This is a genomic window from Methylomicrobium lacus LW14 (genome assembly GCF_000527095.1).
In the GTDB taxonomy this organism is placed as follows: Bacteria; Pseudomonadota; Gammaproteobacteria; order Methylococcales; family Methylomonadaceae; genus Methylomicrobium; species Methylomicrobium lacus.
Map to the genome: position 1 here is coordinate 1438072 of NZ_AZUN01000001.1, position 11949 is coordinate 1450020.

Genomic DNA, 11949 nt, shown 5'->3' on the forward strand with positions numbered 1-11949 from the left:
GCTATTTCTGTAACGCTGCAATGATGGGGCTCATCCAAAAAGGAGCCGTTTGATAGCTTTTTACGATACACCCTTCATTGGCGCGCAGGACCAATTGTGGTTCTTGTCCATCCACGGAATTGTCATATAAATACAAACGATCTACCCAAGGGGCAATGACGGCGCACTGGGCGATAGAGCGGAAGAAGCGACTGATAATTTTGGGAATGGGCACGTCATGTCCTCCTAGCATTACGCGTCGAGCGACTCGTGCCGCATTGATGGAGGGATCGGAGGTAGCCACAAAAAACACCCGGATAAAATAGCCCCGAGACCGGGCTTTTTGCAAAAATTCGACTTTATCCGGCCCCGAAAAAACGGTTTCGAACGCAAGACTTCGCCGATCCTGCAAGCACTGCTCACGCCGTTCGGCCGCCAAATTGGCGGCGTTAATCACTGCTTTATGAGAATTCCAATCCCCAAACTCGTCACGAGCGATAAAGTCCGGATTGATGTATTCGCAGCCCTGAAACCATTCATGCGCCAAGCCTTGCTCGGTGATTGTCGTTTTACCGGCACCATTGGGGCCGGCAATGACCAGCAGGCGAGGCTTGGGATTTTGATTCTCGTTCATGGGGCGGGAGTCATGAGTTGTGTCTTAATGGCGGCGGAAACGTCTTGAAGCTGTTGTTTAATCAATTGCTCTACTTCATGCTTTCGTTCCATCGCCAGCAGCAAGGCTTCTCGCATGACTAACTGCAGTTCTTCGTCGGTGGGATCAGTTTCCGGCGCCATCAGGTCGCGCGCGCAAGCCTTATTTATCACGGGGATCTCCTGGCAATTCATGGTAAGAATTTGATATTACTTGAGGTTGATCGACTTTTTCAATCGGTTCGATGTTAACATGTTTGCCAGATTGTGCCGGAGCAGAAATGGATTCGTTCATCGTGCTGTCAATTTCTGTAGGGCTCGTCGAGGTCTTCGAGCGCTTTTTCCTTTTCAAATAGACTGTCCTTCGGTCCACGCCAAGCGCGGTCGACAACGTGCTCAATTGTTTTATTTTCGGGGCAATGACATTTTTGACGTCATCAAATTCTATCCACGCTCGACAAAGCTGATCCGCAGCGTCTTGAGTACGCAATGAGAATAATAAATGGCTGAGATAAAAATCAGCGGTTGCAATCGTACTGACATCCTTCTGACCGAGCCCCTTCAATACGCAACAACTAAATATATGCTCGTCTAAATCAAATAGCTTTGCTAGCTGTAACACTCGTACGTTGTTAATACAGTAATAGTTATCCTGTTCTTGGAAAAGAAGAAATGGATATAGAGCAATATACACTGATAGGAAGTCACGATCGATAAGCTTTCTATCCGTCATTAAATATTCAAAATTGCTCTGCATAGCTAAAATCTTCTTTAAAGATGGATGAGCGGATATCTGTTTAAAAGGCAGCTCTACATAATCATATTCAATACTTTTTAACCCTGATAATTTTTTATTTTTCACAGCTAATTAGTGAGTCAATGTCGATTCGCACTCTTAACAAGGTATAAATTTTGCGACTTTTACAATAAATGTATTATTGACATTTCAGGGCTAATGTCAAATATGTTCTCTTTTAGGATATGATGATGTGGACATCCTGTGTCAGGATTTCACTCTTAAAGAGCATAAAATGGCGTCGTTTGATTGATCGTTAAACTCTTGCAAGCCGCTAAGTTTACGGACTTAGTCATTTTATGGCATATAATGAAATATAAAGGGCGTTGGCGGATTAGTCCTCCGGAGGCTGAGGTCAGAGGTTCGAATCCTCTCGGGCGCGCCATTCGAGATTCTCCCCATCACCACATTTGGGCTCTGTTCCCTAGCCTTGTCAAGCACTCAAGCCGTTTGGCTTTCGCCCTCAGTCAGGATACGCTGATACACAAATCAAGGCAGAGGAATCCTGGCTCGACGCATCAAACGAGCACTAAAGACACAAGGTAATGTATGTTTAGATGCAATATGAATCGTACCTGTTTTAAGGTCACAGTTCGGTTAAGACACGCCGCTTCAATCGCTTCTTGCGCCGTGCAAAGATATTCGGATACCGGTACGCCTATATACTCCCCCTGATGTTGCTTGCCCAAACAATCAATGATCTTGCGTATGCCGTGAGCAGAGAGCTGGTATCGGGTCCGTTCAACCGGGACGCGTATCCGTTCCGCATGATAACGGTCGTCGAGTGAGTCCTCCCAAGCATCGAAATCTTCATCCGCATACCGAACCCTTTTCCAATCCCACCTCAATCGTTGAGAGATAGGAAGATTTGTTCGCGTTGCCGAAAGCAACTGAAGAATCGAGTAAGACACAACCGATGAGCACGCGAGCAATTCATTGATCTGACAGAGCGTTTCTTCATCCCATTCCAGGGGAATGATCAGTCGCGGCTCGTAAAATATGCAACCGTTCAGTATTTTTCTGTTTCTGGGTTGGTAGATGCGCGCCGCCTGATGTATTTCAGACGCCGTATGTTTAAGAGAAATCGATGCCGTCATATCTATCTCCTCTCCAGCCATGGGTGTTGCGCGCAGTCAAGCCGTTATCTAAGAATAGCGCAAACACGCGCTCCTGCATGTGATGACTCTTGGATAAACACGATAAGCGAGAGTTCGGAAAGCCCCCGGTTCTTTTTGCACACTATGTCAAACGGAGTGTTGTCAGGGTGTTTTTTGCTGCTCCAGAGTATGCAACTTCTCAACTGACGGGATTTTATACCTTGAGCGCAGGCAGGGTGAACTTCTTCGATTGATCAGTGACACAGGCTAAAATCCTACCGAGGTATCCTGTGCCGATAGAGCTGACAGGACGGCAGGCAGTGGACGAAAATTTTCAAATACAAGCTTTAGGTTCAATTCTATGGACAGACGCGTACCGGAAAGTCGCCAATGCCGGCACAGCGTTGATAGTGATGGGGATCGTCATGCAAAGCAAAGACGTCGTTGCTGCGAGTTTTTATCGGCATTTCGCCCTGTCGGGGCGGTCTTGATCGCGTGTTGCTGCCGGCATCTGCCTATCGCATCTAACGCCAACACCTGTTATCATCAGCAGCATTTGGCGAAAGCTGAAAATAGGCCTTTTTCAAATCGCTGTGTTGATAACGCAATCTGAAAGATTTCTGACGGGTATAGTTATGCTGACATCTACAGCACGGGAATATTCAATGCGTCATGCAAGTATTCCAGGTAAGGATGAATTTCTTGTTTTCGCTTGAGGTCCAAAGCAGCCAGAGGTTCATCCATCAGCAGGCTACACGGACTGACGGCCAACGGAAAGCCGCTCCGGCTTGCGATCCAGTAGATGGCTAATATACCCAGCAATTCTATAGCCTGGGTCAGACTCAACGGTTGGACGCGGTGTTATCCATCTTCGATTAGAAGTGGTAATGCGCTCCTAAGCCGATATATTCCACTTTATCTTTATAAAACTGCCCGCTAGGCGTGAATCCGTTATAGTATTCCACAAGAAGCTGAAGCTTCCGTCCCAGGACTTGTAAATTATCGAATTCTACCCCTGCCCTGGCGGAGACATCGGTATTCCAGTTATTTTCCTCGAAATTCTTGAGGTCAACCGCAACGATGGGGCGCATTGAGGCGACATCGATGCGCCACGGGCTTCGAAACTCAATGCCGTATTGCGCCGACCATGGCTTAAGCGCCGAAGGTTCGGTATGGAACAGACCACCCCCGCCGCCATACAAGCGTACGCCATAGGGAAGCTCATAAGAGAGTCTCAGATCAACGCCTTCGTAACTGAGGTTCACGCGCTCGAATTTAGTGTCGATCTTGCGCAGCAAAAATTCATCGCCAAGATGTGAGCTCTGATGATAAAGTCGGCCAAAAGCGGAAAATTGACCGGCACGCACGCTTGAATAAATTGATGCAATAAAATCGGTATTGACCAGATCGGACGATGGCGCATCCAGATTGAAGTCGCTAAAGACCCCGGCCTGAATTCCTGCTTCCCATTGCACAGTGGATTGTCCGAAGTTGCCGCGGTAAAACGGTATGGTTTCACCGAAACTCACGGAGCCTATATCTTTTCCGTCAAAGTTGTCGCTCTGGAAATTGCGGAAAGCCGCCGAGAAATGAGCCCAGCGCGGATCCGCCAATAAGGGCTTGAATAAATGACCGGCAGGCAGAAGCCCTGTGGGTAAAATAATGGATTCAGCCGCCGACACAGCCTCATCGGCGGGAACCTGCCCTCCCTCTGTAGAAGAGTCCATAGGCGGTTGACCCGTGGTTTCCGTTGTCTTTACCGCATTAACCCCGGGGATTTCCGCTAATAGCTGCACCGCCTTGGCCCGGTCGGCGTCGTCCAGGCTGCCTATCGGGAAATGAATGACGCCATCGCGTACGCTTAATGACTTAATCTCGAGGTTTAAGTCATGTTTTAACGCGCCGGCGGCATAGCCTGCAATGTAGGCGTCATCCTGAGCCGTGGCATACGCAAAAGATGCCGGCACCAGCATCACGCCCAGAACCGCCATCAAGCGACAATAAGCCATTAGTTTGTGCCTGGCGCACTGGCTTTGACAGTCAGCTCCGTTTGCACTGATTTTACATTGGGCTGGCTACTGGCCAGTGCCATGGCTTTGCCGATGCTTGGATCGGAATCCACCGTGCCGCTCAGCTTCACTACGCCATTCACCGTAGTCACTTCAATTTGAGAAGACTTCAGGAAGGGGTCATTTAATAGCGCCGCCTTAACATTCATCGTAATCACGGAGTCATCGATGTATTCTCCCGCGGACTGGGCTTTGTCGGTTACTGACTCCTTTGCATTTTCTAGTTGTTTTTCTGCCTTTTCCGTCGTTTGATCAATCTTTTGCTCAGCCCTGTCAGCCGCTTGCTCAATCTTTTGCTCGGCATTTTCAGCCGCTCGATCGATTTTTTGCCCGGCCTTTTCTGCCGTTCCTTGTTGTTCGCAACCCGCCAGTCCGAGCACAATGGGTAAACAGGTTATCAAAAGAATTCTATGGGCTAATACATTTTGCATGCATTCATTTATCGTTTTCATGAGCGATTCCTTATTGTTGGGTTTTTAAGCGCAGAAAGCTGAAATATTCATTGAATCCTAACGTTATGATCAGGCCCTGTCTGTATGGTATCGCACATGAAGCGGCGGGTATCGATACTTGTGACCCAGCGTTTAGAAACCATACCACCGGCAGGAAAAATTGTCCAATTTGAACATGCAAGACCCGGTTAGCAGATATCCGTAATCGATTTGGAATAACGGTGTCAAATGACCCTTGATTTCGGAGTTGAAAGACTGGGTCCCTTTCCACTTTAGAAACCCCATTCTGTCTGTATGTTCACTACCGTACCGACTACGGCTTATTTTACAGCTAAAGTGACTTCAAGGTTTTTGGCGAGTACTTCGGCATCAGATGTGTAACCGGTTGCTTTAATCCATCGGATTTAGACACGTGACGAGGGATTGAGTCATGCAACACCTTATTTTGATTGTTTATGGTTTACTGGGAGAGTTAGTCATGCAAAACCTTATTAAATTTATTTCCGCATTCTTTTTGGCCCTGACGTTAATGACTGTTGCAGGTTGCGCATCGACGTCAAGACATGAGGGATCCGGCGAATATGTTGACGACAGTGTCATCACCATGAAGGTCAAGGCGCAGTTATTCGATGAGCCCAACCTCAGATCCGGCCAGATCAATGTTGAAACCTTCAAGGGCGTGGTTCAATTGAGCGGTTTCGTGAGCGCCAGGTCCGATATGGATACAGCGATCGAAGTTGCGCGCCGCGTCCCGGGCGTGAAGTCGGTCAAGAATGATATGCGGCTCAAATAGAGGAGAATGTCACCATGGAAACCGTAGACAAAGCATCTCATTCCGCACATGAGGCGGTCGATATGATTGCCAATGCGACCAATCAGGCCGCAGATGCGCTTGGCGAAAAAGGAAATCAGCTGAAAACTGCCGAGAAGCAATTGATGGAAAATTGCCGCGGTTATGTTCGCGATAACCCCATAACGTCGCTGGGTATCGCGGTAGCGGCCGGCTTTCTCTTGAGCCGGCTGTTGAGCGGCCGTTAGGCTTTCAAACACCATGGCCCCGGACGCCGAAAAAAATGAAACGCCTGGTCGTACTGCCACCTGCGACGCTCCGGCAAGCGATTCCGGCGTGCTGGAAGATGCCCGATCATTATGGCAGGAACTGCTTGAGTTAAGCCATGATCGCTTCCGGCTCGCCGCGCTGGAGACGCGGCGGGCGGGTGAGCGTCTGGTCGTCATGATCATGGTCGCAGCGATGATCGCCGTCTTGCTGAGCGCCGCGTGGCTGGGACTCATGGCTGCCGCCGTGGCGGGATTGGTCGAGTATGGCGTTGTCTTGAGTAGCGCCATACTGCTTGCCGTCGCGGCCAATTTGCTGCTCGTTCTGATCCTCTGTGGCGTAATCCGCCGCAACAGCCGTTATCTACAATTTCCTGCGACCCTCCGCAGTCTTCAGCCCATCCCCCCAGGACCTCAGGAAGCCGAGAAATCATGATCAAGGCCTATTGTCTAAACCCAAGCAGACCTAAGTCTCTGACGTCTCAAATCAGGCATGCGGAGCGGCAGGTGTTGAAACGTCGACGGGAAGTCGGTGTTCGCGCCGATAGGCTGTTACGGAAGATACACCAACAGATGACCACTCCTGCGACCTTGCTGCTGGCGGCCGGCATCGGATTTATCATCGGCGAAATCACCAAGCGCCAATCCCCCAGATTCCGTGGCGACGCTACCGATAAACCAAGCGCCGACAGGACTACACCCTTAAGAGCCGTGCTGAACCTTGTGACCTCGGTCCACACTTTTTACAGGGCCTTGCCTCTCGTTTGGATGATGAAATCCTTCCGTCAACCAGACGCGTCGGCACAAGCGCCAGGACGGCGATATTACCCGACGGCAGCGATATCCCATCGCTGACCCCAGTGGATGGGTATAAGTTAGATACCGTACCGACTGCGGCTCGTTTTACGGCTAGTGTGCTTGCAAGATTTTGGCGCTACCCAGGATCGCCACGAAGCTTGGTTCCAGGTCGAGGTGACGTGGACATCTTTGTCCGCGCTTGTTTAGCACAGGAGAATTCCATGACCCAATTAGCCAACACACCCTCTGAACACGCCATGCAAGCCTGTATCGAGGCATGTAAGGAATGTGCCGAGAGTTGCCGGCAAATGGGGAGCGCCCTTCACTAAGCGTGAATCGGGTTTTTTGATCATGTACTCAATGGGGAACGGCGTCGAATATTTACCAATTCGTAGCATCAAAACCGACCGAAAACAATTTATACAACATTGTTTTTACTATTTTTTTACAATCCTAGTAAAAATTGGACGCCGATTCACAGAGCTATGAAATGCATTTGAAATCTGCTTAATTTTGTATCTAGAAAAGTGTTAACACATAAGTGATGAGCAATGCCTTTAATCGCACGAGGCCAACTGATGCGCTGGTGATCTTTGGCGTGACTGGCGACCTCGCCCACAAGATGATCTTTCCGGCGCTCTATGCGATGGTTAAGCGCGGCGCCCTCAACGTGCCGGTGGTAGGCGTCGCCTCCTCAAAGTGGAGCCTCGCGCAAGTGCGCAAACAGGCGACGGACAGTATCAAGCAAGCCGGCAAGATCGATGATCGAAGCGCCCGCGATCACCTGCTTTCTCTGCTCCAGTATGTGGGTGGTGATTACAACGACCTGAACACGTTTAAAGCACTCAAGCAGACGCTGGGCGATGCCCTACATCCGGCGCATTACCTCGCCATCCCACCCGCGCTGTTCGCGACGGTTATCAAGGGGCTCGGTGCTGCGGGCCTAGCCGATCAGGCGCGCGTCATCGTTGAAAAGCCCTTCGGACGCGACCTGGCTTCGGCCCGAGAACTCAATCGCATCGCGCTGTCAGTGTTTACAGAAGACTCGATCTTCCGCATCGACCACTATCTAGGGAAGGAGGCGATAATGAATATCCTTTATTTCCGTTTCGCCAATTCGTTCCTTGAGCCGATCTGGAACCGTAATTGTGTGGCCAGCGTGCAGATCACGCTGTGCGAGGATTTCGGTGTGAAAAGTCGCGGCGCATTTTACGAAAGTGTCGGTTGCCTGCGCGACGTTATCCAGAATCATTTGTTCCAGATTGTCGCGTTGCTTGCCATGGAGCCTCCAGCATATCAGGGCTTTGGGGCCGTCCATAGCGAGAAAGCCAAGGTGTTCCAGGCCATGCGTCCCCTGCATCCTGACGATGTGGTGCGTGGACAGTACTCAGGCTACCGGAAAGAGCCTGGCGTGGCAAAGGGCTCGGACGTCGAAACCTTCTGCGCCCTTCGGCTTTTTATCGATTCGTGGCGCTGGGAAGGAGTGCCGTGGTATCTGCGGTCCGGCAAATGTCTGGCTGCAACAGCGGCCGAGGTTCTGGTGGAGTTAAAGCCGCCACCGCAAAAGCTGTTCGACGATTCCGCTCCCGTGGCCGGGCGTGCCAATTATCTGCGTTTCCGGCTCTCCCCTAACTCCGCCGTTGCCATCGCCGCGCGCGTCAAGCGCGCAGGCAAGGAGTTCGTCGGCGACCAGCGCGAACTCTACTTGCTGGATGAACAGCCAGGACAGGAAACACCCTACGAGCGACTTTTGGAAGACGCCATGGCTGGCGACGGAGCGCTCTTTACCCGCGAGGATGCGGTTGAGGCCGCCTGGGCTGTAGTCGATCCAATTCTTAATGCCCACCACAAGGCTCACCGCTACAAGCCCGGCAGCTGGGGGCCGAAACAAGCTGATACTCTCATTGCGGCAAGCGGAAACTGGCATAACCCAATATCAGTGAAGGTGGCAAAATGACAGCGGCGAACGACGTGGTGTTCCTGCTGGATATTGACAACAAATATCCGGCTGCCGATCTGACGGTCAAGCGTATCAGCGACTAGATCAAATGTGACTTGCCGGCCTTGCTAGATTTCGCCCGCGCGAGTCATTCCGAAAAGAGGTCACCATGTCAGCCAACGCCGCAGCAGCCATTGGAGTCTCGGCGTCAGACGCGTGCGGTTGTAGGCGTCCGCTGCCTTCTTGATCGCTTCGGCCTGGGTCGGATAAGCGTGGATGACATGTGCGAGGGTACGCAATCCGATCCCTGCGACCATCGCCAGGGTGATCTCGTTGATCATATCGCCCGCATGACGGGCGACGATTGTCGCGCCGAGTATCCGGTCCGCCCGCTCCTTGACGTGGATCTTCACGAAGCCCACCTCCTCATCGTCGGCGATCGCGCGATCAACGTCATGCATCGGGATGGTGAAAGTCTTCACCGGAATGTTCCGTTCGCGCGCCTGCCGTACATAAAGGCCGACATGAGCAATTGCCGGATCGGTGTAGGTGCACCACGGAATCGTCAGTGCACTCAGACGCTTACGACCTAGGAACAGCGCATTCTGAACCACGATGCGCGCCGACGCGTCGGCGGTATGAGTGAACTTGTGTTCCAGGCAGGCATCGCCGGCGGCATAAATGCGCCGGTTGCTGCTGCACAGGAAATCATCGACCCGGATGCCTGTGATAGTGTCGAAATCGACGCCCGCGGCTTCCAGATTAAGGCCATCGACATTCGGTATCCGGCCTGTGCCGACCAGAATGGCATCGACCGCTACCGTGATGCTGTAGTCGTCGCTAACCAGATCGACGAGTTTCTGCCCGCCTTCCAAGTGCACGTTGACGGCTCGGGTGTTCAGGCGCACCTCGATGCCGTCGCGCGCAAATGCATCCGAGAGGAGCTGTGCGGCGTCGCGCTCTTCCTTGGGCAGGAACAGCGGTTTTTCCTGCGCAATAATGGTCTGTGCTCCGAAGCGGCAGAACGCCTGCGCCAGTTCGCAGCCGAGCGGGCCGCCGCCGATGACCAGCAGGCGGCGCGGCAGCTCGGTCAGGTCGAAGATGTTCTCGTTAGTCAGGTAGTCGATCTCGACGAGGCCGGGAATACAGGTTGTGTTCGGTCGCGCGCCCGTAGCGATAAGCGCCTTTTTGAAGCGCAGTTTCGTGCCATCCACGGCCAGCGTATCGGTTCCGGTGAAGTACGCCTGGCCGAAGAAGACATCCACGCCGGCCGCGATCAGCCGGTGCACCGAATCGGAGCGACTGATGCGGGCGCGAATACCGCGCATGCGCTCCATCACGGCAGCAAAGTCAACGCGGATGTCGCCCGGGATTTGCGCGCCATACTGCTCGGCATTGCGCATCTCGGCATACAGCCGCGCCGTGCGGATGATCGCTTTCGACGGTACGCAGCCAACATTCAGGCAGTCGCCTCCGAGCAGGTCACGCTCGATCAGCGCGACCTTTGCGCCCAGTGCGGCTGCGGCGTGCGCCGCCACCAGTCCCGCGGTGCCGGCACCGACGACCACCAAGCTGTACCGGCCTGCCGGCTGCGGATTGCGCCATCCGGCTGGATGCACATTTCCCAGCCGCTCGCGATCGTGCGCATCCGGCGGGGCAGTCGAGTAAATGGCATTGAGCTGCTGCATGGTTGTGATCCTTGAATATAAGGAAGCGGCTAAAGCCAGCCGCCGCGGAATCCGGCGCGCCGTAAACCGGCGCCGACATAGGGACAGTCCCGCATCAGCCGCCAGATCAGTTGGGTGCGATAGTTTTCGATCATCATCACCACGATGCCCTGGTCTAGCCCGAAGTGACCGGCCGAAACCCAGGCGCTGCAGTCGGCAGTGGCGAGAGTCGGATTGAAACTGCTGGTATACTGCTGAGCGGTCAGCATCTCGGGATATCGTTGCAGCATGTTGCCTGCGGCGCATAAGACGATCTCAGGCGCGAACGGCAGCGATGCCAGCGCCGCCCACCCGCTGAGAGTTCCGTCGTCGGGCCCGTACGGCACGCCACGCGCGGCATAGCCGAACAAGCGGCGCCGCTCGTTGGCCAGTTCGGGCAGCAGATTGCTCGGGCCGTCACAGGCCGTCAGGCCCCAGCAGTTTTCGTCATAACCGACGAACCTGTGCGGGTTGCGCCGCGCATACTCACGCTGAACCTCAATGGCTCGTCGGCTGTTCTCGAAATAGTCGCAGCGCTTCTCGCGCATGAAGCGATCCCGAATGCCGCGAAAGTCGATCCAGGCATGCGAGTACTGGTGCATGAACAGTGGTCCCGCATACAGATAATCGTAGCCGTACAGATGTTCCCATTGGTAGGTTGCCGTCCAGGTCTCGTAGCTGTCGTCCTTGAGCGGATGCGTCGGCGAGCCCATCGCGAGGACGTAGAGTATGATAGACTCGTTGTAACCATCCCACCCGTAGTGCAGGAATCCACATTCCGGCTTCCAGCCTTGCCTGATGGTCGCAGCTCCACCCTGCGACCATCGCCAGTCGACGCGAAGGTATAGCGTCTCGACGAGTTCGCGCAGTTCGGTTTCCTCAGGCGTATTCGCGGTGAAGTACATGCTTGCGGTCAGCGCGCCGGCGATCAGCAGCGCGGAGTCGATGGTCGACAGCTCCGAGCGCCAGATTCGAGCACCGGTGTGCATGTCGAGAAAGTGATAGTAGAAACCCTTGAAGCCGGTCGCCTCCGGGCTGCCGCTTTGATCGCTGTCACGAAAGAAACGCAGCACGGAAAGACTGCGTTTGACCGCGTCGGCGCGCGCCATCCAGCCGCGTTCCACCGCCACCGGATAGACCGACAGGGCGAATCCGACGACGGCAATGCTGGCCGGCGAATTCGCGCGCGAGTTGTCGGCGATCAGTCCATTGGCCGGATTTACCGCTTGCAGGAAGTAGCCGAATGCAGCACGCTGAAGCTGGTCGAGCCGCTGTTCGTTCATCAAAGAGTCGCTGGAGCCACGGGCTGACGGATAGCGTACGCGATCCGGTGTGACTGCCGCGTCCGCGCGCGGGGGAAGATCGACGTCCAAGCGCACCTTATGCTCCCAGATTTGCTTCATGAT

The 11949-nt window shown here is 53.4% G+C and carries 13 protein-coding genes and 1 pseudogene; 5 read left to right on the top strand and 9 right to left on the bottom strand.

Annotation, left to right across the window (positions count from 1 at the left end; translation table 11 throughout):
- Nucleotide 1: 1 nt before the first annotated feature.
- The 4 genes from METLA_RS0106465 to METLA_RS0106480 all read right to left on the bottom strand — a co-directional run bounded on the left by METLA_RS0106465 (nt 2) and on the right by METLA_RS0106480 (nt 2523).
- On the bottom strand, nt 2-613 hold the full coding sequence (locus METLA_RS0106465) for an ATPase (RefSeq protein WP_024297765.1): 612 nt from the start codon (nt 611-613) through the stop codon (nt 2-4).
- Nucleotides 610-804 carry a hypothetical protein gene (locus METLA_RS20685; RefSeq protein ID WP_036281523.1) on the bottom strand — a complete coding sequence of 65 codons (195 nt, stop codon included), beginning with the start codon at nt 802-804 and terminating at the stop codon, nt 610-612. The genes METLA_RS0106465 and METLA_RS20685 overlap by 4 nt, the downstream gene beginning before the upstream one ends.
- A complete protein-coding gene (locus METLA_RS0106475) occupies nt 794-1492 on the bottom strand; it encodes a hypothetical protein (RefSeq protein WP_024297766.1) in 699 nt (232 codons plus the stop codon). The genes METLA_RS20685 and METLA_RS0106475 overlap by 11 nt, the downstream gene beginning before the upstream one ends.
- A 452-nt stretch (nt 1493-1944) precedes the next feature.
- Nucleotides 1945-2523, bottom strand: a complete 579-nt coding sequence (locus METLA_RS0106480; protein ID WP_024297767.1) for a hypothetical protein — start codon at nt 2521-2523, stop codon at nt 1945-1947.
- 290 nt (nt 2524-2813) lie between these two features.
- Here METLA_RS0106480 and METLA_RS23325 point away from each other — a divergent pair, with 290 nt between their 5' ends.
- Nucleotides 2814-3014, top strand: a complete 201-nt coding sequence (locus METLA_RS23325; protein ID WP_206740944.1) for a hypothetical protein — start codon at nt 2814-2816, stop codon at nt 3012-3014.
- Between the two features lie 157 nt (nt 3015-3171).
- Here METLA_RS23325 and METLA_RS21860 read toward each other — a convergent pair.
- From METLA_RS21860 to METLA_RS0106500, 3 genes and pseudogenes are all read right to left on the bottom strand, one after another.
- Nucleotides 3172-3369, bottom strand: a pseudogene (locus METLA_RS21860) (molybdenum ABC transporter ATP-binding protein); the annotation flags it as partial.
- A 29-nt stretch (nt 3370-3398) separates the two neighbouring features.
- Nucleotides 3399-4532 (bottom strand): DUF1207 domain-containing protein, encoded by a 1134-nt coding sequence (locus tag METLA_RS0106495; RefSeq protein WP_024297768.1) that lies wholly within the window; start codon nt 4530-4532, stop codon nt 3399-3401.
- On the bottom strand, nt 4532-5044 hold the full coding sequence (locus METLA_RS0106500; protein WP_024297769.1) for a BON domain-containing protein: 513 nt from the start codon (nt 5042-5044) through the stop codon (nt 4532-4534). The genes METLA_RS0106495 and METLA_RS0106500 overlap by 1 nt, the downstream gene beginning before the upstream one ends.
- A gap of 430 nt (nt 5045-5474) precedes the next feature.
- On the opposite strand from METLA_RS0106500, the gene METLA_RS0106505 reads away from it, so the two are divergent.
- The 4 genes from METLA_RS0106505 (at nt 5475) to zwf (ending at nt 8855) form a co-directional block, all read left to right on the top strand.
- On the top strand, nt 5475-5837 hold the full coding sequence (locus tag METLA_RS0106505; protein WP_425411743.1) for a BON domain-containing protein: 363 nt from the start codon (nt 5475-5477) through the stop codon (nt 5835-5837).
- Between the two features lie 14 nt (nt 5838-5851).
- Nucleotides 5852-6082 (top strand): ElaB/YgaM/YqjD family protein, encoded by a 231-nt coding sequence (locus tag METLA_RS0106510; RefSeq protein ID WP_024297771.1) that lies wholly within the window; start codon nt 5852-5854, stop codon nt 6080-6082.
- A gap of 13 nt (nt 6083-6095) precedes the next feature.
- Nucleotides 6096-6536 carry a phage holin family protein gene (locus METLA_RS0106515; RefSeq protein ID WP_024297772.1) on the top strand — a complete coding sequence of 147 codons (441 nt, stop codon included), beginning with the start codon at nt 6096-6098 and terminating at the stop codon, nt 6534-6536.
- Nucleotides 6537-7442: 906 nt separating this feature from the next.
- Nucleotides 7443-8855 carry a glucose-6-phosphate dehydrogenase gene (gene zwf / locus METLA_RS0106525; RefSeq protein ID WP_024297774.1) on the top strand — a complete coding sequence of 471 codons (1413 nt, stop codon included), beginning with the start codon at nt 7443-7445 and terminating at the stop codon, nt 8853-8855.
- A gap of 146 nt (nt 8856-9001) precedes the next feature.
- On the opposite strand, the gene METLA_RS0106535 is transcribed toward zwf, so the two are convergent.
- Together METLA_RS0106535 and METLA_RS0106540 are read right to left on the bottom strand one after the other, a co-directional pair.
- Nucleotides 9002-10525: a mercuric reductase gene (locus METLA_RS0106535; protein WP_024297775.1), complete on the bottom strand. Its 1524-nt coding sequence runs from the start codon at nt 10523-10525 to the stop codon at nt 9002-9004.
- Nucleotides 10526-10554: 29 nt separating this feature from the next.
- On the bottom strand, nt 10555-11946 hold the full coding sequence (locus METLA_RS0106540; protein WP_024297776.1) for a glucoamylase family protein: 1392 nt from the start codon (nt 11944-11946) through the stop codon (nt 10555-10557).
- Nucleotides 11947-11949: the final 3 nt, after the last annotated feature.

Excerpts from the sequence above, each read along its gene's own strand:
- METLA_RS0106465 (WP_024297765.1), bottom strand. The coding sequence starts at position 613 with ATGAACGAGAATCAAAATCCCAAGCCTCGCCTGCTGGTCATTGCCGGC.
- METLA_RS0106480 (WP_024297767.1), bottom strand. The coding sequence starts at position 2,523 with ATGACGGCATCGATTTCTCTTAAACATACGGCGTCTGAAATACATCAG.
- METLA_RS0106495 (WP_024297768.1), bottom strand. The coding sequence starts at position 4,532 with ATGGCTTATTGTCGCTTGATGGCGGTTCTGGGCGTGATGCTGGTGCCG.
- METLA_RS0106500 (WP_024297769.1), bottom strand. The coding sequence starts at position 5,044 with ATGAAAACGATAAATGAATGCATGCAAAATGTATTAGCCCATAGAATT.
- METLA_RS0106505 (WP_425411743.1), top strand. The coding sequence starts at position 5,475 with ATGCAACACCTTATTTTGATTGTTTATGGTTTACTGGGAGAGTTAGTC.
- METLA_RS0106510 (WP_024297771.1), top strand. The coding sequence starts at position 5,852 with ATGGAAACCGTAGACAAAGCATCTCATTCCGCACATGAGGCGGTCGAT.
- METLA_RS0106515 (WP_024297772.1), top strand. The coding sequence starts at position 6,096 with ATGGCCCCGGACGCCGAAAAAAATGAAACGCCTGGTCGTACTGCCACC.
- zwf (WP_024297774.1), top strand. The coding sequence starts at position 7,443 with ATGAGCAATGCCTTTAATCGCACGAGGCCAACTGATGCGCTGGTGATC.
- METLA_RS0106535 (WP_024297775.1), bottom strand. The coding sequence starts at position 10,525 with ATGCAGCAGCTCAATGCCATTTACTCGACTGCCCCGCCGGATGCGCAC.
- METLA_RS0106540 (WP_024297776.1), bottom strand. The coding sequence starts at position 11,946 with ATGAAGCAAATCTGGGAGCATAAGGTGCGCTTGGACGTCGATCTTCCC.